Source organism: Pseudomonas saliphila, from assembly GCF_008638345.1.
Classification (GTDB): domain Bacteria; phylum Pseudomonadota; class Gammaproteobacteria; order Pseudomonadales; family Pseudomonadaceae; genus Halopseudomonas; species Halopseudomonas saliphila.
Window position 1 is genome coordinate 295,300 of sequence record NZ_VTVA01000004.1, and the last position, 26,987, is coordinate 322,286.

General features: G+C 58.7%; 28 protein-coding genes. 14 read left to right on the top strand and 14 right to left on the bottom strand.

Annotated features, from left to right (window positions below):
- The first annotated feature begins 49 nt into the window (after positions 1–49).
- The 5 genes from FHK95_RS06890 to FHK95_RS06910 all read left to right on the top strand — a co-directional run bounded on the left by FHK95_RS06890 (position 50) and on the right by FHK95_RS06910 (position 5,466).
- Entirely contained in the window at positions 50–1,459 is a 1,410-nt protein-coding gene (locus FHK95_RS06890; protein WP_150303853.1) for an amidase, read from the top strand.
- 17 nt (positions 1,460–1,476) lie between these two features.
- Entirely contained in the window at positions 1,477–2,682 is a 1,206-nt protein-coding gene (locus FHK95_RS06895) for a pyridoxal phosphate-dependent aminotransferase (RefSeq protein WP_150303854.1), read from the top strand.
- A 250-nt stretch (positions 2,683–2,932) separates the two neighbouring features.
- Positions 2,933–4,159 (top strand): RNA polymerase sigma factor, encoded by a 1,227-nt coding sequence (locus FHK95_RS06900; RefSeq protein ID WP_150303855.1) that lies wholly within the window; start codon positions 2,933–2,935, stop codon positions 4,157–4,159.
- A gap of 86 nt (positions 4,160–4,245) precedes the next feature.
- Positions 4,246–5,079, top strand: a complete 834-nt coding sequence (locus FHK95_RS06905) for a YciI family protein (RefSeq protein WP_150303856.1) — start codon at positions 4,246–4,248, stop codon at positions 5,077–5,079.
- Between the two features lie 24 nt (positions 5,080–5,103).
- Positions 5,104–5,466 (top strand): YciI family protein, encoded by a 363-nt coding sequence (locus tag FHK95_RS06910; protein WP_150303857.1) that lies wholly within the window; start codon positions 5,104–5,106, stop codon positions 5,464–5,466.
- Positions 5,467–5,836: 370 nt separating this feature from the next.
- On the opposite strand, the gene FHK95_RS06915 is transcribed toward FHK95_RS06910, so the two are convergent.
- Together FHK95_RS06915 and FHK95_RS06920 are read right to left on the bottom strand one after the other, a co-directional pair.
- Positions 5,837–6,190, bottom strand: a complete 354-nt coding sequence (locus tag FHK95_RS06915; RefSeq protein ID WP_150303858.1) for a DUF1428 domain-containing protein — start codon at positions 6,188–6,190, stop codon at positions 5,837–5,839.
- Positions 6,191–6,276: 86 nt separating this feature from the next.
- Complete coding sequence (locus tag FHK95_RS06920; RefSeq protein WP_206668547.1) at positions 6,277–7,248, bottom strand: DMT family transporter; 972 nt, start codon at positions 7,246–7,248, stop codon at positions 6,277–6,279.
- A gap of 232 nt (positions 7,249–7,480) precedes the next feature.
- Between FHK95_RS06920 and FHK95_RS06925 the strand changes: the two genes are divergently transcribed.
- From FHK95_RS06925 to zapE, 4 genes are all read left to right on the top strand, one after another.
- Positions 7,481–9,937: a membrane-bound PQQ-dependent dehydrogenase, glucose/quinate/shikimate family gene (locus FHK95_RS06925; protein WP_178114730.1), complete on the top strand. Its 2,457-nt coding sequence runs from the start codon at positions 7,481–7,483 to the stop codon at positions 9,935–9,937.
- A gap of 244 nt (positions 9,938–10,181) precedes the next feature.
- On the top strand, positions 10,182–11,279 hold the full coding sequence (locus tag FHK95_RS06930) for a DUF3182 family protein (protein ID WP_150303860.1): 1,098 nt from the start codon (positions 10,182–10,184) through the stop codon (positions 11,277–11,279).
- Entirely contained in the window at positions 11,269–12,012 is a 744-nt protein-coding gene (locus FHK95_RS06935; RefSeq protein ID WP_150303861.1) for an alpha/beta hydrolase family protein, read from the top strand. The genes FHK95_RS06930 and FHK95_RS06935 overlap by 11 nt, the downstream gene beginning before the upstream one ends.
- Before the next feature lie 59 nt (positions 12,013–12,071).
- Positions 12,072–13,217, top strand: coding sequence for a cell division protein ZapE (gene zapE / locus FHK95_RS06940; protein ID WP_150303862.1), 1,146 nt, complete (start codon positions 12,072–12,074; stop codon positions 13,215–13,217).
- A gap of 38 nt (positions 13,218–13,255) precedes the next feature.
- On the opposite strand, the gene FHK95_RS06945 is transcribed toward zapE, so the two are convergent.
- From FHK95_RS06945 to FHK95_RS06960, 4 genes are all read right to left on the bottom strand, one after another.
- The gene (locus tag FHK95_RS06945) at positions 13,256–13,537 is read right to left on the bottom strand and encodes a hypothetical protein (protein WP_150303863.1); all 282 of its coding nucleotides are present in this window, start codon (positions 13,535–13,537) and stop codon (positions 13,256–13,258) included.
- Between the two features lie 32 nt (positions 13,538–13,569).
- Complete coding sequence (locus FHK95_RS06950; RefSeq protein WP_150303864.1) at positions 13,570–14,307, bottom strand: hypothetical protein; 738 nt, start codon at positions 14,305–14,307, stop codon at positions 13,570–13,572.
- A gap of 3 nt (positions 14,308–14,310) precedes the next feature.
- Complete coding sequence (locus tag FHK95_RS06955) at positions 14,311–14,784, bottom strand: hypothetical protein (protein ID WP_150303865.1); 474 nt, start codon at positions 14,782–14,784, stop codon at positions 14,311–14,313.
- A 192-nt stretch (positions 14,785–14,976) separates the two neighbouring features.
- Positions 14,977–16,770 (bottom strand): DUF4153 domain-containing protein, encoded by a 1,794-nt coding sequence (locus FHK95_RS06960; RefSeq protein ID WP_178114731.1) that lies wholly within the window; start codon positions 16,768–16,770, stop codon positions 14,977–14,979.
- A gap of 682 nt (positions 16,771–17,452) precedes the next feature.
- Between FHK95_RS06960 and FHK95_RS06965 the strand changes: the two genes are divergently transcribed.
- The 5 genes from FHK95_RS06965 (at position 17,453) to FHK95_RS06985 (ending at position 21,104) form a co-directional block, all read left to right on the top strand.
- On the top strand, positions 17,453–17,947 hold the full coding sequence (locus tag FHK95_RS06965; protein WP_150303867.1) for an anti-virulence regulator CigR family protein: 495 nt from the start codon (positions 17,453–17,455) through the stop codon (positions 17,945–17,947).
- Between the two features lie 321 nt (positions 17,948–18,268).
- Positions 18,269–18,883: an undecaprenyl diphosphate synthase family protein gene (locus FHK95_RS06970; RefSeq protein WP_150303868.1), complete on the top strand. Its 615-nt coding sequence runs from the start codon at positions 18,269–18,271 to the stop codon at positions 18,881–18,883.
- A gap of 120 nt (positions 18,884–19,003) precedes the next feature.
- Positions 19,004–19,309 (top strand): hypothetical protein, encoded by a 306-nt coding sequence (locus tag FHK95_RS06975; protein WP_150303869.1) that lies wholly within the window; start codon positions 19,004–19,006, stop codon positions 19,307–19,309.
- 16 nt (positions 19,310–19,325) lie between these two features.
- Positions 19,326–19,655: a hypothetical protein gene (locus FHK95_RS06980; protein WP_150303870.1), complete on the top strand. Its 330-nt coding sequence runs from the start codon at positions 19,326–19,328 to the stop codon at positions 19,653–19,655.
- Positions 19,656–20,063: 408 nt separating this feature from the next.
- A complete protein-coding gene (locus tag FHK95_RS06985; RefSeq protein WP_150303871.1) occupies positions 20,064–21,104 on the top strand; it encodes a glycoside hydrolase family 5 protein in 1,041 nt (346 codons plus the stop codon).
- Between the two features lie 59 nt (positions 21,105–21,163).
- Here FHK95_RS06985 and FHK95_RS06990 read toward each other — a convergent pair whose 3' ends face one another.
- The 8 genes from FHK95_RS06990 to FHK95_RS07025 all read right to left on the bottom strand — a co-directional run bounded on the left by FHK95_RS06990 (position 21,164) and on the right by FHK95_RS07025 (position 26,985).
- Entirely contained in the window at positions 21,164–21,901 is a 738-nt protein-coding gene (locus FHK95_RS06990; protein WP_206668549.1) for a J domain-containing protein, read from the bottom strand.
- Positions 21,901–22,596 carry a VWA domain-containing protein gene (locus FHK95_RS06995; protein WP_150303872.1) on the bottom strand — a complete coding sequence of 232 codons (696 nt, stop codon included), beginning with the start codon at positions 22,594–22,596 and terminating at the stop codon, positions 21,901–21,903. Before FHK95_RS06995 ends, FHK95_RS06990 begins: the two co-directional genes overlap by 1 nt.
- 252 nt (positions 22,597–22,848) lie before the next feature.
- Entirely contained in the window at positions 22,849–23,466 is a 618-nt protein-coding gene (locus tag FHK95_RS07000; RefSeq protein WP_150303873.1) for a TPM domain-containing protein, read from the bottom strand.
- Between the two features lie 18 nt (positions 23,467–23,484).
- Positions 23,485–24,246 (bottom strand): TPM domain-containing protein, encoded by a 762-nt coding sequence (locus FHK95_RS07005; protein WP_150303874.1) that lies wholly within the window; start codon positions 24,244–24,246, stop codon positions 23,485–23,487.
- The gene (locus FHK95_RS07010; RefSeq protein ID WP_150303875.1) at positions 24,243–24,851 is read right to left on the bottom strand and encodes a LemA family protein; all 609 of its coding nucleotides are present in this window, start codon (positions 24,849–24,851) and stop codon (positions 24,243–24,245) included. Before FHK95_RS07010 ends, FHK95_RS07005 begins: the two co-directional genes overlap by 4 nt.
- 106 nt (positions 24,852–24,957) lie before the next feature.
- Positions 24,958–25,338: a YggL 50S ribosome-binding family protein gene (locus FHK95_RS07015; protein ID WP_328592928.1), complete on the bottom strand. Its 381-nt coding sequence runs from the start codon at positions 25,336–25,338 to the stop codon at positions 24,958–24,960.
- 8 nt (positions 25,339–25,346) lie between these two features.
- On the bottom strand, positions 25,347–26,090 hold the full coding sequence (locus tag FHK95_RS07020) for a competence/damage-inducible protein A (RefSeq protein ID WP_150303877.1): 744 nt from the start codon (positions 26,088–26,090) through the stop codon (positions 25,347–25,349).
- A 43-nt stretch (positions 26,091–26,133) separates the two neighbouring features.
- Positions 26,134–26,985, bottom strand: a complete 852-nt coding sequence (locus FHK95_RS07025; protein WP_150303878.1) for an NYN domain-containing protein — start codon at positions 26,983–26,985, stop codon at positions 26,134–26,136.
- Positions 26,986–26,987: the final 2 nt, after the last annotated feature.

A 26,987-nucleotide genomic window follows, 5' to 3' on the forward strand; every position in this document is an offset into this window, starting at 1 on the left:
GTCGTAGGACGTGTTTTCCGTATCGAGCAATACGACAGGAGAAACAATCATGTCCAAAGACATACTGCAGCTGACCGCTGTTGAACTACTTGCGCGCTACCGGGACAAAAGCCTGTCGCCCGTAGAAGCAGCCAGTGCGATGCTCGACCAGATCGAGCGAATTGATGTGCATACCAACGGCTTCTGTCTGGTTGATCGGGACACCACGTTGGGCCTGGCCAGCGAATCCGAAAAGCGTTACCACGACGGCGAAGCTCGTGGCCTGCTTGATGGCGTGCCAGTAGCGGTCAAGGATGTGTTCCTTACCCCGATGTGGCCCACGGTGAAGGGCTCAAAAACCGTCGATCCAGCCAGTACCCTGAACAAGTCTGCACCGGCCACAGCTGCCCTGGCGCGCCACGGTTATGTGCCCATTGGCAAGACCACCACTCCCGAAATGGGCTGGAAGGGTGTCACCGACAACCCGATCAATGGCGCCACCAACAATCCCTGGAACCCTGAGAAAACCGCTGGCGGCTCCAGCGGTGGTAGCGGCGTGGCTGTGGCGCTGGGCATGGCACCTCTCGCACTGGGCACCGATGCTGGCGGCTCGATCCGGATCCCTGCCGGGTTTTGCGGCATCGTTGGTCTTAAACCCTCCTTTGGTGAAGTACCGCATTGGCCGGCCAGCCCCTTTGGTACCCTCGCCCACGCTGGCCCCATGACCTGGACGGTGGAGGACTGCGCACTGATGATGAACGTGCTCACCGAAGCCGATCACCGCGACACCAATGCTGTACCCCGCCGCAACATCGACTACCTGGCCAACCTGAAAAAGGGCGTCAAAGGCCTGAAGATCGGCTTCAGCCCTAACCTGGGCTATGTCGACGTGGACCCGGAAATCGAGGCGGCGATAGCCGAAGCGGCGAAGGTATTCGAGCAGCTGGGCGCGGAGGTGATCCGCGTGGATCCCGGCTTCAGCGATCCGCTGGCCGCCTTCGGCCATCTGTTCTATGGCGGCGCAGCGAATGCCATGCGCGACCTGGGCCCGAAGAAACGTGAGCTGATGGATCCACAACTGGTCGCCGTCGCGGTAAAAGCCGCCCGTTTGAGCATGCTTGATTACCTGGGCGCAGTGAACGAGTCCATGGCGCTACGTGAACGCATGGCGACCTTCCACCAGAAATACGATCTGCTGCTGACGCCTACCCTGCCGCTGACGGCCTTCGACACTGGGCGTGAAGTCCCGCAGGACTGGCCCAGCACCCGCTGGCCCACCTGGACGCCCTTTACCTACCCGTTCAACATGACCGGCCAACCCGGTCTGGCCGTGCCCTGCGGCTTTGACAGCAATGATCTGCCGATCAGCCTGCAATTGGTTGGCGCGCGCTTCAATGATGCGCTGGTGCTTCAGGCCGGCTACGCCTATCAGCAGGCCGCACCGCTGACTGACCGCCGTCCACCGTTATTCAGCGCTTAAGCGCCCAGGAGGTCACCATGTCATTGAACACCATGGACATCGAGCTGTACGAATCCGAAGACCCGATCTGGAACCCGGCGCTGTTGACCATTCCGATTCCCGGCATACGCCGTATGGTCAATATGGCCGCGGGCATGAAGGACGTGATTCACCTGTCGATCGGTCAGCCCGACCTGCCAACGCCGACCCATATTATCGATGCGACCATCGAGGCGCTGCGTGCGGGCCAGACCGGCTATACCATGGATGCCGGGCTGCCCGAATTACTTGAATCGCTGGCGGTGTATTACAGCGATCGCTACCAGCGCAAACTGACCTCGGAAAACATCCTGGTCACCACGGGCGCCACGGAGGCCATTTATCTGGCGTTGACGGCGGTATCGGCTCCCGGTCGCCACTTCATCGTGCCCGACCCGGCCTTCACCCTCTACGCCCCGCTTATTCGCATGAACGGTGGCGAAGTAACGGAGGTGCGCACGCGCGTCGAGAACAATCACCAACTTGACCCGCAGGAAGTGATAGACGCGATCGAGCCGCACACCTATGCCATCGTGCTCAACTCGCCGAGCAACCCGACTGGCACCGTGTACCCCAGGGAGACTCTGGAAGCCATTCTTGAGGAAGCAGCCTATCGCGATATTCAGATCATCAGTGACGAGGTCTACGACCACCTGATTTACGACGGCAAGGAGTACCCGTCCATACTGTCCTGTGCCAGCGATATCGACAATGTGATGGTCATGAGCAGCTTCTCCAAGACCTACAGCATGCCCGGCATGCGTATCGGCTGGATGATCGCCAGCCAGGCGGCAATCAAGAAGCTGCGGCGTTATCACATGTTCACCACCACGGTCGCCAATACGCCCTGTCAGTGGGCGGGCGTGGCCGCCCTGCATGGTGACAATGCCTTTATTGATCACATGCGCACCGAGTACCAAAAACGCCGTGACCGCCTGGTGGAACTGGTCGAACAGACCCCTTATCTCACCGGATACAAACCCGAGGGCGCCTTCTATCTGTTCCCCGCGCTGCCCGAGGGGGTCAATGGCACGAACGTGGCACTGCGGCTGCTCAAGGAAACCGGGGTCTGCACCATCCCCGGCGAAACCTTCGGCAACCATTGCAGTAACGCCATCCGGTTGAGCTATTCCACTTCGCTGGAGAATATCGAAGAAGCCTTCGCACGGATTATCCCCTGGATGGAAAAGCAGGACTTTGGATAAACGCGGGGCAACAAGCTGTATCGCGGGCGCTTACCTCCATCAGGTAAGCGCCCGTTTCTCCTTCACGCTCAGCGGGCCTCAACGCAATACACCCGATGGGTCAGATCAACATTGAGGTTGAATACTGGCTCCTCGAATTGCCTGCAATTCCGGCTATGCTATTGGCTTGCGAACAGATCGCGATCAGGGTTGGTTGATCGGCCCGGACCGGCCGCCACCGAGCGATTGACTACCAGCGGAAGCTGCTGCCATGCCCGTCCCCAGTCTCCTTGATAACCTGTACCGCACCCGCTCGCGTCGGGTACTGGCAACCCTCATTCGACTGCTGGGTGACTTCGAGCTGGCCGAGGAATCCATGCAGGAAGCCTTTGCCGCCGCCCTGCAGCAGTGGCCTGCCCAGGGCATTCCAGACAATCCAACCGCCTGGCTGATCAGCACCGGCCGGCACAAGGGGATCGATCAGATCCGCCGCAGACAGACCGCCAATCAGCATATGCAGCAGCAGATAGAGCTCGGCGAGATCCCCGCGCACGCGTTTGATGACAGCAGTGTTGACGATGATCAGCTTCGGCTGATTTTTACCTGCTGTCACCCGAGTCTGGCGATCGAAACCCGACTGGCGCTGACGCTGCGTGAAATGTGTGGGCTGACCACCGAACAGGTGGCGCGCGGCCTGTTGCAACAACCGGCCACCGTAGCCCAGCGGATTGTGCGGGCCAAGCGCAAGATTCGTGACGCGGCAATCCCCTACGAGGTGCCCGAAGGCAAGGCGTTAGCCGAGCGTTTGCACAGCGTGTTACGCGTCGTGTATCTGGTATTCAATGAAGGCTATTCCAGCAGTGAAGGTCAGGCTGTGACTAACGTCAGCCTGGCGGATGAGGCGATTCGTCTCGGCCGGCTATTGAGTTCGCTGCTACCACAGGCCGAGGTCTACGGGCTGCTCGCATTGATGTTGCTGCAGGATTCCCGTCGCGCCGCCCGGCAATGTCCTGACGGCGATCTGATCACCCTTGAGCAGCAGGATCGCAGTCTTTGGGATCGCCGCAAAATCCAGGAAGGGTTGCACTGCCTCGATACAGCGATGCAGTTGCCGCACCCCAGGCTCTATAGCGTGCAGGCTGCCATCGCCGCCGAACACGCGCGTGCCGCCAGTGCTGGGGAAACCGACTGGCACGAAATCGTGGAACTGTACGATGTACTGATCCGCCTTGATCCCTCCCCGGTGATTGCCCTGAACCGCGCCGTCGCGGTGGCCATGCGCGACGGACCCGAAGTCGGCCTGACCCTGCTAGCGCAGCTGGCCAATGCTCCGGAGCTGCGAAACTACTATCTGTATCACGCAGCCAGGGCGGATCTGTGCCGGCGCGCCGGCCACACCAATACTGCACGCGAGGCCTACCAGCAGGCCATTACCCTCACCCGCCAGGAGCCTGAGCGCCGCTTACTGCAACGGCGACTATCCAGCCTTCAGGGATAAATTGTCGGTTGAGTGTCGATTTGCGCTACCCCGCCGCGACTATTCATGCAAGCAACAGCTTTGCTGATCAAACGACGGAGGGGACCATGAAATTCATGCTTATACGCAGAGCCGATGCCCAGACCGAACAGGGCGTCATGCCATCGGAGGCCATGCTCAACGCGATGGCTGAGTACAACGAGAAGATGCAACGCGCCGGCGTGTTTCTGACCGGCGACGGGCTTACGCCAAGCTCTAAAGGCTATCGGATCAACTTTGCCGACGGTACGCCGGTGGAGACGCAGGGCCCGTTCGAGCAGAACGAGGTCGTTGCCGGCTACAGTGTGCTGCAGGTCGACTCAGCGGAAGAGGCCATCGAGTGGGCTAAACAGTGGCCGGTGATGGATGGTGACGGCAATGTCGCGCTGGAGCTACGGCGCTATTACGAGTTGGCGGACTTCGCCCCTGGCGCCGCACTGGATCGTCATACGCAGCTTGAGCAGCAACGGGCCAAACGTCCGCAGAGTGTAAGTGTGTACCTGGAATTCGATGGTAGCTGCCGGGAAGCCTTCGCGTTCTACGCTGACACCCTGGGCGGCGACCTGGAAGCCATGCTTACCTATGGCGAAACACCCATGGCCGCCGATTTCCCGACTGAAAGCCATGAACTGATCGCCCACGTGCAGATGCGCCTCGGCCGGTACCTGCTCATGGGCGGCGACATGGCAGGTGACTGCGGGCAATCGATAGGTGGCTCAACCATAGCCCTCGAGTATGGCGATACGAATCAGGGCAAGCAGATCTTCGACCTGCTGGCTGAAGGCGGTTCGGTGAAGATGCCCTTCGACAAGACCTTCTGGGCCGAGGGTTTCGGCATGCTGACTGACCGCTATGGCGTCAGCTGGATGCTCAATTGCGGCCTGGTCGATCAGCCTGCCTGAACTAAACATAAGGAGGATATAACGATGAAATACGTCGCCCTGGTGTATCTGCAGGAGAGCCTGATCAATGCCATGTCGGAACAGGAATGGCATGACCTCAATCAGCAATGCGTCGGCTGCGTCGAGAAACTCACCAGCCAGGGCAAGTACCTGGCTGGTGAGGCATTGCAGCCGACAACAGACGCCACCACCATCCGCGTCCGTGACGGCGAAACGGTGGTCTCCGACGGCCCCTTCGCCGAGACCAAGGAACAACTTGCCGGCTTCTATCTACTTGATGCCCGCGACCTGAACGAAGCGCTACAACTGGCCAGCCATATCCCGCCAGCGCACCTTGGCAGCGTTGAAGTCAGACCGGTGCGTGAGTTGCCGCCGAAGGATTCGTAAAAAAAACGGGAAGTGGAGCACCCCAGACCAGACGCCTCGCCGCTTTCGTGGGCGACCGAAGGACGCCCAGGTCTAAAGCTGTTTCACTGGTCTCCTACAAATAAGACACGCAACAATGGAGGGCCAGGTTCCATCCTGGCCAGCGGAGTTGCCTGCGACCCTCATCGTCGAGATGGAACTCGACACTCCATTGCGCGAGGGTTTGTTCATGATTGTGGTAGCGGCGGCACGCTAGTNATTGCGCGAGGGTTTGTTCATGATTGTGGTAGCGGCGGCACGCTAGTCGAGCTGGTGCTCGACCATCCCAGGGGGCGCAATCAGGCGGCGCGGCGTGCTTTTCAATTCTCGACAATCATCACACCGCCCAACCCTACAACTCCACGATCGGCTCAAACCCACCGTAAATCAGCCGTTTGCCATCGAACGGCATCGGGTTCACATCCGGTTGCACCCGCGGATCGGCCATGACTTTCTGCATACCCTCATCGCGGGCGGCTTTGGATGGCCAGGTAATCCAGGAAAAAATCACCGTTTCGTCCTCCTTGCATTTGACTGCCATGGGGAAGGAGGTCACCTCGCCCGGCGGCACGTCATCGCCCCAGCATTCAACGAAACTGATGGCTCCGAATTCCTTGAATACGTGGCCCGCAGACTCGGCGTGTTTACGGTAGGCTTCCTTGTTGGCGTTGGGAACGGCGCCAACAAAACCATCGACATATGGCATGACAATATCCTCGCTGTTTCGAGAGTCATCCGAAATGAATGACCTGCCACACTAGTCGTGCAAAGGGTCAGAAAATCGACAAATGCTCAGGCTGCCCGGTGAAAAATAACGGTACCCAGAATAATCAGCGCGACAGCCATTCCGAGGTTGGGAGGCATGCTTTCCCCCAGGAGCAGAATCGCAATCAGGCTGCCGGCCAGAGCGGCTACCACGCCAATCTGGCTCAGATAGACCGGGCCCGCCAGGCGTTGCAGAACGAAAAAGAAGAAGTACACCACGGCAAACACCGCCGTTTCGCCGAGCAACAGCAACCCGACCTGCGATGATCCGAACAGCTCGCCGAAGCGACCGGCTTCATATGTCAGCACGAAGGGTGACAGGGCCGCCGCGCCGCCGAGCATCATCAAGGCTGCCAGGAACACTGGCGCTGCGTTCTGCGGCCAGCGCCAGGTGCGGTAGATGTTGCCGACTGCCAGCACCAGCGGCATCAGCATCACCAGCGCTGCCCAGCCGAGTGCACCCTCCGCATCGGTGCCTTTGGACAACGCCAGTATCACTCCACCCCCAAGCCCCAATAACACACCAATCAACCGGAGCACGCGCAGTTGCTCCATGCGCAATGTCACCGCCAGCAGCCAGGTAACGAGGATCGGAAAAGCCAGACTCAGCGCTACGAATCCCGCACCAACGTGCCGCACGGCGAGAAAGGATACGGCGTTGGGTACGGCAAACAGGATCCCCGATACGACAGCATATTCCAGGGTGCGCCGGTTCAGCGGCATCGGCTGCCCGCGTATGGCAGTCGAGCCAGCAAGAATCAGCGCGGCGCCGATCAGAGCAGTCATCAGGAAGGTCAGCCGGGGTGCCCCGGCCTCATCAGCAAGCTTGGCAATGACCAGCGACAGGGCAAGAAAACTGCCTACCAGCAACAGACAACCAAACGCATACAAACTGACGCGCTTTGATCGAATACTCTGCTCCACCACACCCTTCATGTCGTCTCCTTCAACCGATTTTGATTGCCGCAGCCAGACGCGACGGTAGATACGGTTCGACACGGGCGGTACCGCAATCGTTCTGAAACAGCCCCCCCTGCGCGTGGCCTGCAGCTACCGCAGCCGCACCGCAAGTGCGCTTCAATCAGCTATTCTGCGGGCCGACCATCTCAAAATGCCACCTACGTCAAAGCATGGAACATCGCTATGAATTTTAAACACATGCCTGTGTCGACAAGAGGGGTCGACATGTCGAGCCGTAGCCGCAATTGAATCGAAGCCTGAGGTCATGACGATGCAACGGAAGCCCGGTCCATTTCTCGCACGATGGATGTTATTGCTGGCGGCATTTGTGGCGCTGCTGGTCAGCCTCTCGATAGCCCTGCCAGGGATATGGCTGGCAATGCTTGGTGGCTCCTTCTATTACGCCATCGCCGGCGCGGCGGGTGCCCTTGCCTGCCTGTGGATCCTCAGCGGACGTTACGCATCCGGTGTCGGACTCTTTGCCATGGTCACCATTGGCACCCTGCTTTGGGCGCTCTGGGAAATCGATCTCAAAGCTTGGATGCACGCCTGGGGCTTTGATCTCGCCGGGCGTACCGGGCTACACCTTGGTCTGCTGCTGGTAATGCTGTTAGCGCTTGCGTTCATCAGCAGCGAGTCAACACGCCGCTCGGATCATGGGCTGGCGGCAATGATCCTGGGAATTCCGCTGCTGCTGGTGGCGCTGGTGGCTGGCGGAGGCTATCTGGTACGCGCTTCAGCTGATAATTCGCAGGCTTCAGCAGTGGCAGCTACGGACGGCGTGGCACCTGTTACCTCCACCATTCAATCAACGACCGACCCGGAGGAATGGATAGCCTTCGGGGGAACCAATCAGGGACAACGCTTCTCCACGGCCGATCAGATCACCCCGGAAAACGTCGCCCTACTGACCCTGGCCTGGGAGTTCCATACTGGCGACCTGCCCCCTAACGAACGGGTCACCTACGCGTTTCAGAATGCCCCGCTGAAAATCGGCAACAGCCTCTTCGTGTGCTCGAATAGCAATCAGGTGTTCGCCCTGGATCCTGCTACCGGTCAGGCGCAATGGCATTTCGACCCACGGGTTTCGCCCGATGCCATGGAATCCATGCAGAGCGTAGCCTGCCGTGCCGTGGCCTATCATGAAACAGCCAATGCGTCAGAGGATGGCAAACTGTGTTCGCGGCGAGTGCTGCTGGCCACGGCAGACAGTCGCCTGATTGCGCTTGATGCACCCACCGGGGAGCAGTGCCGCGGGTTCGGCAATAGCGGTACGGTAGACCTTGGCGAAGGGCTGGACAGCCAGGAAACCGGATTTTCCTCAAGCACATCAGGACCGGCTGTGGTGGGCGATCTGGTCATCGTCGGCCAACAGATCAGCGACAACCAACGCCGGGACGCCCCCTCAGGCGTCACCCGTGCCTACAGTGCAACCACCGGCGAGCTTGTGTGGGCGTGGGACGCCAAGCGTGTCGACCGGCCGCGCCATCGCCTGGGTCCCGGCGAGATCTGGCCACGGGGAACGCCGAACGTGTGGACAGTGATTTCGGCCGACGAGCAATTGGGGCTGGTCTACCTGGCCACCGGCAGCCCGGCAAATGACCATTGGGGCGGCGACCGCAGTAAGGAGGAAGAAGCATACACGGCCGCCGTCGTTGCCGTGGACGCCCGGACTGGCGATACACGCTGGCATTTCCGCACGGTGGATCACGACCTCTGGAACTACGATCTGGGCGCTCAGCCCACGCTGACCGACATGGAGATAGAAGGTGAATGGCGCCGCGTGCTGTTACAGGGCACCAAGAGCGGCTCGATTTATGTACTCGATGCAAGCAGTGGAGAGCCGTTAACGCCCATTGAACGGCGTGCCACACCACAAGGCACCGTCGAGGGCGACTGGACCTCCGCGACCCAGCAGTACTCCACAGGATTTCCCAACTTTGCCGGCGCACCGGGACGCGAGCCCGAGCTGATTGCCGAAGAACACCTGTTCGGCCTCACACCCCTCGATGCGCTGTTCTGCCGTATCCAGTTCAAACGCATGCGCTATGAGGGCATCTATACGCCTCCGACGGATCAGGGCGACGGCACGCTGGTGTTTCCCGGCAGCCTGGGCGGGCTGACTTGGGGCAGTTTATCAGTCAATCCCGAACAGCAGATTCTGATTACCAACAGCAATCGTTTGCCGAACCGGGTAAAACTCTATCCGCGCGGGCAAGTGCTGGATCCGCCCGTGGGCAGTGGCGGCGCGAGGCCAGATCAGCGCATCGCACCGCAGGCCGGTGCGCCCTTTGGCGTTGATAACTCGATGTGGCTATCGCCGCTCGGAGTGCCCTGCGTGGCGCCACCCTGGGGGTTCCTGTCGGCGACCGACATGCGTACCGGCCAGTTACTCTGGAGCCAGCCGCTCGGCACCGCGGAGGATGCAGGTCCGCTGGGCATCGCTAGCCGCGTAAGGCTGCGTATTGGCATGCCAAACCTGGGTGGTGCGGTGAATACGCGTAGCGGCCTGACATTCATCGCGGCAGCGCGTGACAATTACCTGCGCGCCTTCGATACACGCACCGGTGAGCAGCTGTGGAACGGCCGGCTACCGGCTGGGGGACAGGCCCCACCCATTACCTATACTCACGCGGGGCGGCAGTATGTTGCCATCGCTTCCGGCGGGGATGCTCGCCTCGACACCAGCATGGGAGACAGTGTCGTGGTGTTTGCGTTACCGCAATAATTATTAACGATAGAGCGGCTGGCCCAACAATAATAGTTGGCCTAGCCTTGGATCAGTGGCTGCGGATACTCGCCGCCGCGGGCAGAGAGATCGTCACCGAGGGCGTATCACGTCGCTTGCATTAGCTACTCGTCCACATGACGCAAGGCCCGTGCTGGAATAAAGCACCGGTGACTGTGGCATGTTTTTCGGGGCGACCAGGTAATCAAATGGCTGTAACAGTCCTGCCGAAGGAGTAGCCAGCATGTCCAATAAATCCGGTGTCGCCTTGTTGTTCTCGAACACAGCCACACCCGAGCATGAACGACAGACATTTCAAGCCATCGGTACTCGAATTGCCAGGCTGTTAGGCCTGCCTTATCAGGGCATTTTTGCCGCAACGCCTTCTGCCGCCCTACCCTACTTTATTCCATCCGATACGCTGGTCGGCGCTGCGAACTACCGCCAGTTGGCCATTCATAGTGAGAACGATTTTTTCGGCGGCCTGGTGGCCCAGCCATTCATGAGCACCAAAGCCATTTCCCACCCCCTGTACAGCTCGGCGACCGCTCGGCCCGAGGGCTGGACAGATCGTTTTCATACCATGGCAGCGGATGCCGTGCTGCCCGGCTATACCGCGTTCGGTATACAAGATGCACTTGCTGCCGGGGCCGCGATGCTTCGCGCGGGACCGATACGGCTGAAGCCGGTTCTGGCGCGCGCGGGAAAAGGCCAAAGCGTGATTACCAGCCGGGCGGAACTGAAGGCGTTCATGGACCAGATTGATGAATCGGAACTGGCAATATGGGGCCTGGTCCTGGAAGAAAATCTCACCGATGTTATAACTTACAGTGTGGGCCAGGTCAGACTGTGCGGCGTGGTCGCAAGCTATTGCGGGACGCAGCGGTTAACGCGCGACAATGCCGGCCAGCTGGTATACGGCGGTTCGGATCTTCGTGTGGTCCGCGGCGATTACCCGGCGCTGCAAGAGCTCAGTCTATCAACTGCCTTCAAGCTGGCGGTCGCGCGCGCACAGCAATATGAACGCGCCGCGCTTGAGACTCTGCCGGGCATTGTTCTGTCACGCCGCAACTACGATGTGGCCGAAGGCACCAACCAGCGCGGTGAACGCGTGACCGGTGTGCTGGAACAATCCTGGCGTATCGGCGGAGCGAGCAGTGCCGAGGTGCTGGCCATCGAATTGCTGACCGCCGATGAATCACTCGCTCAGGTGCAAACCTCGACACTGGAAATCTATGGCAAGGACGCTGAACCGCCCGCTGGCGCGACTGTGGTGTACAGCGGCGAAGACAGCGAGGTCGGCTACCTGACCAAATGCGTAAAGGCGAACCATGACAGCTAACAAGGACCCCATCGATATCCTGGTTGAGAATGAACACATTGCCGGCACCTTCATGGCCCCTGAGTCAAAAATGCCGGGCGTTCTGTTCGTACACGGCTGGGGCGGAAGCCAGGAGCGAGATCTTGAGCGCGCCAAGGGCATGGCAGGGCTAGGCTGCGTCTGCCTGACCTTCGATATGCGCGGCCACGTTGCAACGCAGGTGCAAAAAGAAACGGTGACTCGCGAGCACAACCTGGCGGACCTGTTGGCCGCCTACGATCAGCTCTCCGAACACCCCGCGGTGGACCCCTCCTGTATTGCAGTCATCGGAACCAGTTACGGCGGCTATCTGGCCGCCTTTCTGACTACCCTGCGCCCCGTTAAATGGCTTGCTCTTCGCGTACCCGCCTTGTACTGGGACGATGAATGGACAACGCCCAAACAGGCTCTGGACAAGGTCAGACTGATGGATTATCGGCACGGACGATTAACCCCTAACGATAATCGTGCGCTGGCCGCCTGCGCCGGATTCGAGGGCGACGTATTGTTAGTGGAGTCGCAGTATGATGATCGGGTACCCCATGCGACGATCATGAGTTACCGGTCTTCCTTCGTCAGCGCCCATTCGCTCACCCACCGGATCATTGACGGTGCGGACCATGGCCTGAGCGGCGAAGGCTGTCAGGAGGTCTACACCAAGATCCTGACGCGATGGGTCAGTGAGATGGTCATAGGGGCTCGCGTCGGTACCTGAGCACGGGCAACCGGTCTCCGAGACTGGCTGATCGACTGATATTCGGGCACCATTCCCGCATGACTCAGCATGCCCCCGTCCCCCCATCCGTTGCTTATCAACGGGCCCTGGCGCACCAGGGTTTCGAAACTGATCCCGCGCAGCAACGCGCCGTTCAGTTGCTGGATGACTGCCACCAAGCCTTGCACTCCCGCAGCGAAGCCTCGATGACGGGAGTGTATCTGTGGGGGCCGGTCGGGCGTGGCAAGACCTGGCTGATGGATGCTTTTTACCAGGGCCTGGCAGTACCAGCGCGGCGCCAGCACTTTCACCGTTTCATGAGCTGGGTTCACCAGCGGTTGTTCCAGCTGAACGGCATCGCCAATCCACTGCATGCTCTTGCCGATGAATTGGCTTGCGACGTGCGGGTGCTTTGCTTTGATGAGTTGTTCGTCAATGACATTGGCGATGCAATACTGCTTGGCACCCTGTTCCAGCTTATATTCGATCGCGGGGTCGTTCTGGTGGCGACGTCAAACCAGCCGCCGGAGCACTTGTACGCCGATGGATTTAACCGCGAACGCTTTCTTCCGGCCATCGATGCCATCAACCAGCATATGCAGATTGTAAGCGTGGACGGAGCGCTCGATCATCGCTTGCGAGCGGGGCACAACCACCAGCGATACTGGGAGGTCAGCGCGGACAACAGCAATCCTTTGCATCAGGTGTTTGAGCAGTTAAATGCTGACGAACCAGCTATAACTGGGGCATTACAGCTGGGCAACCGCGAGTTGCTTGCGCTCAAGCATGGTCCGTCCGTAGCCTGGTTCAGTTTCGATGCGCTATGCCGACAAGCCCTGTCGACACTTGATTTCATCGGTTTGTGCGACAGATTCGAGGCGATCCTGCTAAGTGAGGTTCCCGCCCTCAGCGCCGCCCAGCGGCCTGCACGTATAGCCCGTGGAACTGAGGATGGTGTGGACCGGGTTGATGCCGGTGACCGCGACCTACCGCAACTGTCGATCCACGATGACAGCGTGCGACGCTTCATTGGGCTGGTCGATGAGTGCTATGACCGACGTGTCCCGCTGTATATCGAGGCAGCGGTTCCGCTGTCGGAGCTGTATACCGAGGGTCATCTCACCTTCGCCTTCCGCCGTACCTTGAGTCGACTGCAGGAAATGCAGCTGGAGCGCTTTGGATCAGATCACGCCTGCAAAGGCTGATACTCGATCGGCCGCTGCTGAGCCGTACTGGCCGCGACCTACCCAGCAAATCCTTCAGCGCTCGCCTCAAAGGCGCACAGCTCCTCCAACGCTTCAGTTAACAGCCGGCGAGCGCGCTCTTCACCTATCGCGTCGGTAATTGAAACCGGCATCCGGAGTTTGCCTCGCAGCGCTGCATAGCGGGCGTACTTTCGCGCTTCGGCCTCATACATGGCATCCGCGCAGCTGTAGCCGTCCCAATCCGGAACTGATGGCAACGAGAAGCGAGTACTGGTGCCTGCAACCAGGCGTGGCTGGAGCCGTTTGTTGTCGTCACGCATCTTTGCATCCTTGTTGTCAGCTGTTCCACCCGTCAAGGCTGGCGCCGTGTGGGCTGCACTATCATCATTCGATCAGCGCGATACCAGGCCCAGGCGTATCCCACCAGCAGATAGGGCGCGGCAAACATCGAGATAAACGAAAGCAGCGTGAGTATCGAATAACTCAGGTCATTCGGTGAGTATTGCTCGGGCCGGACCCCATTCAGGTAGTCGATCACTACATGCTCAAGGTTCAGCAGCGTCAAGGTCGCAGCGATAAAAATCAGCGGCGCCAGACTCGCTATCACGATAGCCAGGCCCGACAATCTGGCAATGCTGCGCAAAAACCACATCAGCAAGGTGACCCGCCACAATGCGACGAACCCCAGCAGCCCCGCGTTGGCAAGCTGGGCGCCTCGCAGGGAAAAAAAGGATTCAACCGGAATCAGAAACAGCAGACCGGGAGGTGAAGTGATCAGCAGAAACAGCAACAGGTTACGCAGCGTACAAGCCCGTGGTTTGAAAGGCACAAGCAGCACGCGCAATACCAGAGCGAGCACTATGACATACACCACCGAACCCATACCCAGCTGCTGCCAGAGCTCGGCGCGCGGATTATTCCAGTAGCGGCCCATACCTGCGAGCAGCGTCATCCCCAGCCCGCAGATGAGATAGGCACGCCAGTGATCAAGGAACATGCCGGAGGGCTGGCGGAAAGTAAGAACGCGTCCGGTATCGGCCAGCACGCTACGCAGCACAACGAGTCGGCCAGGGGTTACGGAGAGCTGCATCGGTTACTGCTCCCCTGCCGGGACAGGCTCCATATCACGCTCGGCGGCAGCAGGCGCTTGCTGGCGGATCAGAGAAATCAGATACACATGCTCAGTCTTCTGTGCAACGGTCAGCATGCAGCCTTCAGGCAGAGCGTCTTCGGCGATATCAATGGCGGCGTCAAGTTCATCCTGCAGCGCCGCGCGATACCGGCTCATGACCTGGGAGTCCAGCGCAGACCCCACGCCGGTGAGCACGATGCCAATACAGAGCAGACGGCCTGGAAATACCTGGAAGAACTGGACGAAATCGAAGCCATGGGCTTCGGTGTAGTAGTTTCGATCAGGACCGAGTATCAGCGATACAACACCCAGCACCATTAAAGCAACCCCGGCACAGCTGATCAGGCTGATCCATGTTGTGGTGGGCCTGGCTGTTGCCAGCCGGATCTCCGCGGGAAGGTCCCGGAGCCTGATCGCTTTAGATGCTTGATCCACTGTGAATTCCCTTCCCCTTTGCTTTGAGCCGTCCTTCGCTCACATATTGGCTTCAGGTTGACCCTGACCACAGGAGGATTTTGCAGCTGCAGCGCCTGCAGGCCAAGCTTCGAAGACCAGGACTGAGAGCTGGTTCGCTGGTTTTCTGCGCCGAGCGGGGATAGTCGCGGAAACGATCTGGGCTGCAGACTATCAATCCGACTCAGCTGCCGCGCTCTGGTGCGGTTGCCTTGCCAGTTGTCGAAGATGCACCTCAGTAGGCGTCACGGTGTAAAAGCAGTTTTTGAAGTAGTAGGCAAGAAAAGGACCGTCAACACGGTCGAGGTGTTCGGGGCGCGTGAAGTCCGTTTCTGGTCTGCAATTCGAACTCACCGTGCCCGTTTCCAGCCATTGTCCATCCTCGAGCTTATAGGCTGATCCGGAGATATACCGAGCGGTACGAAATACCAGCCAGTCGACCGCTCGTGTTTGTTCCGGTGCGAGGCTGGGCCGGATAGCCATGCATTCCGCTTCACTTTGCATACAGTCTTTCTGCGATGCCGCGATCCTGGCCAATAACGTCTCTGGCAGCGCCTCAGTTGAGCGCAGCATGGACGCCACGGCAGTCATATCGGTGAGGTCAACCTCGGGCTCCCGGCTCCAGCGGTGTTCCTGCTTGCGCACCGCCGCAACGCGGCTGGCTATTTCCGGATCGCGTTTCGCCAGCTCGCTGCCCTCGATCTGTTTCAGCGCGCGCATGCCGTAGGTCCCCAGATCAAAGCGCAGGTACGCATAGTCAAAGCTGGAGGGGCTGGTACGTCCATCAAGCAGTCGCTCTGCCTGGCTTTTGGCGGCCCATTTGCGCAAATCTGCCAGGGGTGAATTGACTACCAGCAGCACCCCGACGACGAATACAGCCAGCCAACAGTTGGCTGCGCGGATCGGAGCCAGACAGTCGTTCCGACGCCAGACAATCAATATCGCGTAACTGAAACTGAAACCGCAGATTAACAACAGGACAGTGGCTGCCCACAGCCGATCGACGGTGATGCCGTACTGGTCAATGCGCAACCAGAGGGCCCAGGCCGCCAGCACACTACTCACAGGTAGCGACGCAACAGCGACCATGACCAGGTAGCGCAGTGAAGGGCGATAGTCCCGATCACTGTTCAGCAGCACAGCGTTGAAGCAGAACAGCAACACCAGAGTGAGCAGCATCATCAGTGTCGCAGCACTACCTGTATCCCAGACCGGCTGAACACCGGTAAACGGCAAGGTTGCCAAAAACAGCAAAACGATGCCGGCAGCCAATGGCAACAACGCTTTTATCAGCACCTCACACATGACCTGGACGGTGGCGATAAAACGGATGCGCTCGCGGATATGAATCAACCCCAGCCCCATCACCAACCAGGTGACCGGATAGATAAAGGCAATGCTGTCGAAGAGCTCCTTGAAGAAGCCAATGCCGATCGCCGAGAACAGACCGCCCCAAAGGAATAACAGCAGCCAGAAGGCACCGACAAACAATCCCAGCTGGCCAATGGTGAGTGCCTGCTGCCAGGAAAACGACAACATCCTCTCGTAACGCAGACGCGGGTCGCCGTCCGCATTCCAGGTCCGAACAAGCATATTCACGATGAATAGTGCGACGCCAACCGACACCACGAAGGCCGGAGTGAATGGATGGCGGTTATGGCTCGAAGTGCTTGCGCCCTCCTCGACCCATCCCAGGTGCCAACCCAGGCCGAACAACAGCACACCTAGCCCAGCGCCCGCGATCAGGGTTCGCCGATCCTTTAACCGCTCCATCCCCAGGTAGAAAAAGACCGGCAATCCGATCGCCACCGAATAAAATGCTTTGAGCCAGGGTAATTCGGTGACCGGCCACATTGAGTTCTCGACCGCGAAATGCAGGAAATACAGGGCATACCCCTGGGTAATGGCCAACGCCACGAGCCCATACCGCGTTGCAGAATCCAGTTGTGTTTCTGTAGTAGTGGTCATCTTCTTCCCTGGGATCATCTGGCGGCTGGCCCGCGCATCACCAGTGAGAGTACTACGCAAGGACTAGAAATCAGAATACGAACCGAATCGGCGTTTGAATTTCAGGGCTGGAATCGGTGCTGATCTCAAAGCGAGGCAAGCCGTTGGCTTCGCCTGTATCTGCGGTAGACCAGATTATATTTGGTTCGGCAGCAAGACCAGGTTGGCTCCATGCGGTTACCGGCTCGTCATTGAAGCTACCCAGCGCGATCAGAGCAGGACAGGCTAATGCGATGAGCGCGCCTATCATGTATCGCACAGGGAGGTGATGGCAGCTCGACTGGCGGTGGACAAATCTGAAGAACATAGGATATCCGTTCCATGTTGAATACAGCGTGTCGTCATTGAGGAGTCGTCCGCGCACTCCTGAAATCAGAGCGGGAATACAGGCGCAGCAGGTTCACTTAACGGGCTTGGTGTGAGTCCCCAGCGGGTCAAGATTGTGTTGCCCGATGGTGGGAAGTTCAATCTCCGCACTGCTGATTCGCGGTGCAGTTCTCAATCGGCCAACATTCTCACCCTATTGCGCTGCGCCGCCTCGGCCAGTACCCCTCTGTAAAGCTTGGTAAAGCCGCCTTTACAATCAACCCAACCGCCTGCTCGCGGCATAGTATCCAGGGGAACCGATCAACGAGACCCGCTAATGAAAATATTTCAGATTGCTGCCATCGCAGGACTGCTCGCTGCACTCTCCGTCAGTACTGTTCAAGCCGACTCTAACCAGGCCGCCAGAGCAAAACACGGAGGCCCTGAAAAGCACCAGCAGTCACATAGACAGGACCATCAGAAATACGGGCATGCGCCACACTCGAAACAGAAATCCAGGCATCAGACACGCCGCTTTGATGATCGGCGAGGTCAACGCCAGGTGATCATTCTGCCGCCGATGCAAACCCTGCATACTCATGTGCGTCAGCAACGACACCATATCGGCAAGGGCCGAGCCCTGCCGCAGCACGTATATATCATGCGCGGCAAGCCGCTGCCGCCTGGCTGGGGAAAGCGCCTGAGCCGTGAGCAGTCCAGACATTTGCCGCACTACTCCGGTTATGAATGGCGCCGAGCGGGCTCTGACATGGTACTGGTGGCTGCCGCAACCGGTCTGGTTCAGGAAATTCTGGTGAACGTGCTGAACTGAACCGCCTGCTCTGGGCAGCGCCTTTACTGGTACATCCAGAAATTGGGATGGTCCATTGGAGGCTGCCCGCTGTTCTGGAAGGTTGGACGAACGCGCTGCATAATGTTTTTGATAATGCTCATGATCAATGCCTCTGTTGATGAATCAGGGGTGAATGATCAGGGAAACGAGGGTATTGCGAAAATTAATTAGCGCTATCCTGCTGATAGCTTTTCCCTCCCCTATTGAACGTATCGCCATGTGGGCTCTCTGATACTCAGATTTCGCCCGCAAGCGTTTGTCATTCATCTCAGACGACCTTCACCCGGAGCACCCGATCCCATGGCAAAAAGCAGACTTCCACGACACGTGGGTTTCATTCCGGACGGCAATCGACGGTGGGCGGTGGAGCACGGCATGAACAGGGAAGCAGGCTATGGCTACGGTATCGAACCGGGGCTTCAGTTGTTCGAGCAATGTAAGAAACTCGGCATTGAAGAAGCATCCATCTATTGCTTCACCCAGGACAACACCAAGCGCCCGGCCACTCAGAAACAGGCCTTCCGTGATGCCTCGGTCGCTTTTGCACTGGAAGTAGCACGCAGAGGCGCCGCCTTATTGGTGGTGGGTGATGAGACGTCGGCCCAGTTCCCCGAAGAACTTCGCCAGTTCAGGGAGCGCCAGGGCGAAGGAATCAAGGTAAACCTGCTGATCAATTATGGATGGGAATGGGATCTGGCGGGTATGCGAACGGGCGAGCTGCGTTCCACCGCCGTTTCGCGCCTGGACCTCATTGTGCGTTGGGGCGGTGGCCGGAGGCTCAGTGGCTTTCTTCCGGTCCAGTCCGTGTATGCCGACTTTTTTGTCCTGGACCAGTATTGGCCGGACTTCAAGCCACACCATTTTGACGAAGCGCTGGCCTGGTTTCGCAAGCAGGATCAGACCCTCGGCGGCTAGCCGTTCCAACCGACCCTCCCGTTCTGGACTCATTCTCATGAGGCGCACCCGCTGAGTTGAAGGTGAACGCTGGCGATTCTGACGGGTCTATCGAATACGAACATACCGAAGGAGAGATCAATGGCCATTCTGAAATCACTAGCCACTGCAGTTGCTTTCGCTTCGATAGGCTTGAGCTTACCGGCCGCTGCCGAGAACCACAGCGATGCTGACCACGGCACTGAGACCAGTGCGGAACATCAGCGACCCGCAACGAATGCTGGCGGAACCCCGGGTGATAAAGGCGTTGGCGGTTCCGTCGAGGTACCGGGTTCGGATACCGGTGCCGAGGAAACGACTCCATATGACGATGTTGGCGAGGATGTCGAAGAGCCCCGCGACGATCATGAGCTTGATGATGTAACCCACGATCGAAACAAGGACTGATAAGCAGGAGACCGGCTTGCAGATTACTAACGATTACGATCAGGCAGAGCTGATAGAACGCGGCTTGTTCGTGGTACTCATGCAAGACGGGGGCTGGAGTATTGCTGACGGTCCCGGAACGCGGATTCTTGCCCTCGATGAGCTGGAATCCGCCGGTTACCATTTGCCTGTGCGATTTAATCGTTACGAGGAGGCGGCGTCAGCACTTCGCTCTGGCCCACCGGAGTGGTTCAGCATTCAACCCGATTCAGCATGGGTCAAACACTGTCTGAACGCAGGGGCAGAGTACTTTAGTGACTATGAAGCGCCCTCTGGCCCGTCCAATCTTTCCAGCAAATCTGGCTAATTAAGGCCACCGGCGCACCGTCCGTCGGGTAATTCACACTAAAAAACACACCCCGCAATACTTCCTGTCGTTACCTGGTCGGCTCTCTGCCGGCCAGAGGCCATCGTTTCTGCGCGCCTCGCCGCTCCGCTTCGTCTGCCGCATGCACATTTTTATCTCGCCGCACCTTACGAAAAAACCGTCCTTTGGCCATCAGCTATTTATCACGCGAGTGAACTAAATACGCGGCGAGGTGTCTAATTCGCCCTCGTTGAGCCTGCCAACCGCTTCGTTTAGGATTCTGGTTGTTCGCAACGTGCTGGGTTAGCCATTGCTGACAGCGCGAACAAACCAGTCATTTCCTACGTTACACCAAACACAGCGCGGGCCTGCATAGGCAGGCACAAACGCTCAGGGAGATATGCCAGAATGGCAACCTCGAAAGCAGTCGGCAAATGGATCGCAGTCGTCACCTTTGGCCTGTTTGCAACCACCAGCGTGGCTTCTGCCGCGGTTGATCTGGTTGGTCTGAACATCGCCGGCGCAGAATTTACCAGTAGTGCGTTGCCGGGCAAGGCAGGCACACACTATTTCTTCCCTTCTCGCACGCTCCTGGAGAACTGGCGAGACAAGGGCATCCAGTCCATTCGCTTCCCGATCAAGTGGGAGCGCCTGCAACCTGCATTGAACAAAGAGTTTGATCCGATATACGCAGGATTGATCGACAAACTGTTCACCGATGCAGCGGCAAACGGCATCCACGTCCTGCTGGACGTGCACAATTACGCCCGCTACCGCGGCAATATCATCGGCAGCAGTGCCGTGCCCTACAGCGCTTACCGTGACCTCAACGAACGCCTCGCCAAACGCTGGGGCGACCGCAGCGCCTTGCTCGGCTATGACATCATGAACGAGCCCTTTGGCAGCGCCGACAAGACCTGGGCGAAGGCAGCACAGGCCGGCATCGACGGCATCCGAAAACATGATCGTCAGACGGCTATCTATATCGAAGGCATGTCCTACGCCAGCGCCGAGCGTTGGAACTGGCACGGCAACAAGCTGCTCGCCCTGGAGGATCCGGTGGACAACCTGGTATTTTCAGCGCACGTCTACCTTGATCCAGACGCCAGCGGCAGTTACAAGAATGGGCCGGCAGCAGATCTCGACCCGATGATCGGCGTCAAGCGGGTGAAACCCTTCGTCAACTGGCTGAAGAAGAACTACAAGCGCGGGCATATCGGCGAGCTCGGAGTGCCTAGCCATCCACAGTGGCTGGAAGCAATGGATAACACTCTGGCTTACCTGCAAGAGAACTGCATCCCCATGACCTACTGGGCGGCGGGTCCTGCCTGGGGCAGTTACAAACTGTCGGTCGAGCCTAACAAGGATGGATCGGACAAAGCCCAGTGGGACGTACTGAAGAAGTACGTGGGCAAGGGTAACTGTTCAGTTATCGGACCTACGCCGTAACGACCATTGCCTGACTCCGGTGCAGCGCATCCGCGCTACACCGGAATTCAATCCGAAGATTATTTCAGCAGAACCTCTTTAGCACGATTGATCAGTGCTGCCAAATAGGTGCTACCGCCCCGGTCCGGGTGCATCTTCTGCATCATATGCCGGTGAGCTTGAACGATATCTTCCCGCGTTGCACCCCGCTCCAACCCGAGAATCTCCAACGCGTCCTGCTCTGACAGTGAAGGAGAGCCTTCTCCCTGCTTACCCTGTGCATCATCTCCTGCCGAGGACGGATCGTCTTCACGCCAGGAATCACCGAAACGCCGGTCGAGATAGGACTCCAGCAGCCGCGCGGAATCCTCATCGCTCTGTCGGCAATAACGCAGCAGCTCGATGAATTCGGCTTCGCCCAGATCAGACAACGATCGCCCGCTCATGGGGCCGGCAAGTACCCGTCCAGACATATCACCGGAATCATGGTCGAGCGTCATTTCCAGAATGGAGGTCGCCACGCGAGAGCTATTGCCTGGCTTGGGCTGCGCCCGCCCGCCCATGCCTGGCATACCGCCGCGAAGCAGCCGTCCCAGCACCATTCCCGGTAACAGTCGCCGGGCCAGAGGTAACAAGCCCGCCAGCAAAGCCAACACCAGATAAAACCGGCCACTTAGCGCGAGGACGGCAATGATCAGCACAGCCGCTATAGCCCCCAGCATCGCCGCCGCCCGCGCGCGCTGGGCCGGCGGTTGGCTGCGCACCCATGCCCAACCGATGGCGCTCAGCAAGGCGGCGATCAGCAGTAAACCGATCATCAGCGGATCTGCCCGGTCAAGCGTTTGACCTCGTTCGAGCTGCGCTGGGAATAATCGCGCAAAGCCTTGGCCCCGCCCGAAGCGTACACGGCAACCGCAGCAAGCAGATCCTTCAACAGCTGGGGACTGCTGCGATCGAAGGGCGCGTAAGCACCACCTGAAAGCTTGCTGATCTGCTTAAACACCGCCGATGCATGCGGGTCGCTGCCCTCCTGAAACATGAACACCGGCGTACGCAGCATGCCCAGCTCTCCGGCGATATGGCAGAGCTCATCGATTGGCTCTTCACAGCAATCGCCGATGAAAACAACGGCTTTCACCGGCTCGGTACGGGTTTCATTGCGGGCGTGCGCCAGAATGCGGCTGATCTGGGTAATGCCGCCCAGGCACTTCACGCCATTCATCAACCCCAGCAGTTGGCCGGTCTCACGAACGAAGCGGGTGGATTTGAACTCTCGATAACCACGGTAATAACACAGCTGTATGGCCAAGCCCCCGATATCCTTCGCGGCCAGAAACAGTTCGCTCTGCAGATGACTGGCCTGATCCCAGGTGGCTTCCCGGCTGGCGGTCGCGTCCAGCGCAAAGATCAGCCTGGCTTGTCCACCGGCCCCCTTGGGCAGGGTTCGCACCTGGTGGATAAACTGATCGAGGGCTTTCTTGTCGGACTGCGTAGGTAAGGACTTGTCGGACATAGGCATCAGGTAACTTGAATGGAACAGGGGTAGCGGGCCGCCAAGCGGTTCTGGGTTCAGCTTACCGGTAAACCTCGTCCCGGTAGAACCCAGAATGTATCCCGGCGTTACCGCTCTTCTTGATGCTAGTCGTTCAAGCCACCCGCTGTGCTGGGGACCAAGGTCAATCCATCCAATCTATTGGTAGCCCATACAGTTGGCGTAGTAGGTCGTGGTCGGCCCGCCAGTCGGAATCATCGCGAATCGCCACCCTCAGGGCAGCACAACCAGGCGATTGGATAGTTCGTTACGCTCATGGGTGGCCGGCACTTCGCGCTGCAAGTGCTCGCCACAGGCTTCAATACAATGGAGGAAGCCCTGCAAGACCTGACCGTTGCGCACATCCGCGGTGAAGCGCGCGACAATGGACTCCCAGACGGCGTTATCTATCCGGCTTGAGATACCCCGGTCCGCGAGAATTTCCACGTAATGCTCGGCTTCCGAGACAAAGATCAAGATGCCGGTTTCGCCATCAGTATGGTGCAGGTTCTGTTCGATGAACTGCCGACGAGCCAGATTACTCGCTCGCCAGTACCGGACAGTTTTCGGAATCAGCCGGGTAGTCATAGCCGGGATGCGGAACAGCAACGCCAGTACTATAAAAACCGCCCACTGCGCGATCAGCATATAACCAGCGCTCAGCCATTGCGTAAAGAACACCACCGCGCCCGGGACCAGCAAGGCGATCAGACTGGCCCAGAGCAAAGGTATATAGCGGTAGTCATCCGCCTGCCCCGCCAGAACCGTTACCAGCTCGGCATCGGTGTGTAGCTCGACGCGATCAATCGCCTCGGCTACCTGCTGTTGTTCGCTTTCGGTGAGAAGAGTCATTGTGTTTCCATCATTGAATTACCAGCCTCCCGAAGCGCCACCGCCTCCGAAGCCACCGCCACCACCACCAAAACCGCCGCCGCCCATACCGCCGCCACCGCGACCGCCGCCCATACCGCCGAGCAAGGCACCGGCCAACATCGCAGCTCCCAGCCGACGTCCACCACCGCCGCCCCGCCCGCCGCCACCGATGAGGCCAAGGAAGATGAACAGCAGCAGGATAAAGATGCCGACAGGGGGTTGTTCCGATTCAGGACCGCCTGAGCGGGGTGCAGCGACGCGAAGCGGATCGCCGCCAAGCACCTGCACTATCGCCTCGGCGCCTTCGACAATACCGCGCTCGAACTGCCCCTGCTGAAATGCGGGTGTGATGATGCTATTGATGATCACTGACGACTGCGCGTCGGTCAGACGCCCTTCGAGGCCATAGCCAACTTCAATACGCAGGCGACGATCATCACGCGCCACAATCAGCAACGCACCGTTATCCTCCCCGGCCTGGCCAATGCCCCACTTGCGGCCCAGCTCAACACCGAATTCCTCGATGCTACGGCCTTCGAGACTCGGGATAGTGACCACCACAACCTGCTCGGTGGTCGCTTCCTCATGCCCCGCCAGCATTTGGGTGATGCGCGCCTCAGCCTGGGTGTCAAGCATCTCTGCCTGATCGACTACCCTGCCAGTCAACTCCGGCAACGTCAGCTCACCTGCCTGTTCTTGCGCAGCGAGCCCGCATGCCCAAAGGAGCAAGCCCAGTACAACGGTAAAACGCACGCTCATTCGAACTGCACTTGCGGCGCCTGTTCGGCGTTCTCAGTGGTTGCCTCGAAATTCTCACGTAACGGCAGATCGCTATACATGATGGTGTGCCAGATCCGACCCGGGAAGGTGCGAATCTCGGTGTTATATTGCTCAACGGCGGTGACATAGTCGCGACGCGCTACTGAAATCCGGTTCTCGGTGCCTTCCAGCTGAGATTGCAGAGCCAGAAAGTTCTGATTGGATTTCAGATCGGGATAACGCTCGGAAACAGCCATCAGGCGGCTGAGCGCACCAGTGAGCTGCGATTGTGCCTGTTCGAAGGCGCGCATCTTCTCCGGGTCGTCCAGGTCATCTGCACTGATTTGAATCGAGGTCGCTTTGGAGCGCGCCTCGGTCACGGCAGTGAGGGTTTCTTGTTCCTGACGGGCGAAGCCTTTTACGGTCTCTACGAGATTCGGAATCAGGTCGGCACGACGCTGATACTGGTTCTCGACCTGTGCCCAGGCCGACTTCACCTGTTCATCAAGGGTGGGGATCTTATTGATGCCGCACCCTGCGACCAGAGAGGTCATCAACATGATGACAGCCAGTTTCAGGGTGTACTGATAGCGCTTTATTAGCATGATCGTCCGTCCGTCAGAGTTCGCAGTCACATAGAGTCAGTCAAAGAGTCACGTTAAGAGTCACCTTAACAGAGACTATCCGCCGCTGTGTGAGTTCGGGGAGTCTTCAGTGCCAGGCGTCAACCAGCGGTTCGGCTTCAGCGCTTTCGATCTCCGGGCGCTGGCGCAGCCAGGTAACCACGGCCTCGCGATCCTCATCGGTGGCAGAGCCGGGGCCGGACTTGCAGATAAACCCACCGCCTACCCAACCGCCGAATTCGAGTCCGCGCGGAGCAATGACTTCTCCGATCAGCGCGTCAATCAGCGCGTCTGCCTGTTCATCATTCAATGTTTCTTTGGGCGTCGCGGAAAAATTGAAACCCATTTCCTGGAATTCATCGACGCGCATTTTCTTCCGGAGGCGGCGGCTGCGTTGGCTAGTCATCATGGTTCTCACTATCTGTCTGGATTCGCGCCACACTCTATCCGGATGGGGCGCCCGATGCATGTGAATATTCAACCGTTCTTTAACGCCATCAGTAGCTGGCGAAAGCGGTCCATCCCCTGCGCCACCCGGCTAGCCTCGCCCTTGAGGCTCAGCTCCACTTCGCGCTTGCCGTCGGCATTGGGCAGACAGGCCAGACGCAGATCCGGAAATTCACCGAGCAACGACTCCATCGCAGGGATCAATGGCCCTTCACTGGTATCGGTCAACAACAACGTCTGACTGACCTTAACGCCAGGCGCCTGCAAACCGGCATAGTGATGATCCAGGACCCATTCCACCATTGACCAGGCCATCTTTGGAAACCCCGGTACGAAATGATGGTGCTGAATGGAAAAGCCCGGGATGCGATTGATCGGATTTGGGATGATCTGACTGCCCGCCGGGTATTCACCCATGCGCAGGTGGTGTGGATTGAGTTGCGTACCCAGTTGGGCACGTATTTCGGATTCGGCTTCGGGGTGCAGGAGGATGTCCACGCCCAGAGCCGCCGCAGCGCATTGCCGCGTCAGATCATCCGGGGTGGCGCCAATTCCGCCAAAGCTGAACACGATGTCACCACTGGCGAAGGTCTCTACCAGCGTACGGGTGATCAACTCCGGATCGTCGGTGATGGTACGCACCCAGGCCACCTCAAGCCCCCGCTGCTCAAAACGCGGGATCATTGCCGGAAGGTGCGCGTCCTGCTTGCGGCCGTTAAGTAACTCGTCACCAATCAGAATCAAGCCAAATCGCGGGGCTGTCATATTGCTCATGCGCACTCCAATATCAATCAAACCGGTTTCAGCCGCAGCCCGCTTAACGGAGCCGCACTCGCAAAGCCTTGCCGCCAGAGGTTTTCTGATCCTCAATGGCAAACTTTTTCGGGAACGCTTTTATCAGCTCGCTGAGCTTCTTGTAACCATACAATCTGGGATCAAATTCAGGACGCAACTTGCTGATATTGCTGCCGACCGGCCCCAGATTTGCCCAACCGTCCTCGTCCGAAATATCATCGATCACCTTGGCGATGAACTCCAGCGGCGCCTTGCTTTTACTCTTGGCTGAGGCGGCGGACGGCGGCACAGCCTCCTTTTGCTGCGTCTTGCTGGACGCCGAACTTGACGGGTCACGCGCCGATGCGAGCTCAGGATCGCGCTCGGCCGCATCCGCATGGCCTGCCGGCACTTCACGCAGGATTTCCGTATAAATGAACTTGTCGCAGGCGAACACAAAGGGTGACGGCGTCTTCTTCTCCCCGAAACCGTATACCACCAGTCCCTCCTCTCTCAGCCGTGCGGCCAGGCGGGTGAAATCGCTGTCGCTTGAAACCAGACAGAAGCCATCAAAGCGACCGGTATACAGCAGGTCCATCGCATCAATGATCAACGAGCTGTCGGTCGCGTTCTTGCCTTTGGTATAGGCAAATTGCTGTATGGGCTGGATTGAATAGTCGAGCAGCACTTTTTTCCAGCTTCCAAGCTGCGGCGCGGTCCAGTCGCCATAGATGCGCTTGACGCTGGCGACCCCGTATTTGGCGACCTCCTCAAAGATCCCATCGATAATCGCCGCCTGCGCATTATCCGCATCGATGAGCACCGCCAGGCGCTTCTGCGCCTCGTCGTTGTCAGGGCGTGTCAAATGGCGACTGGTGTGTGTTCTGTAATCCATGA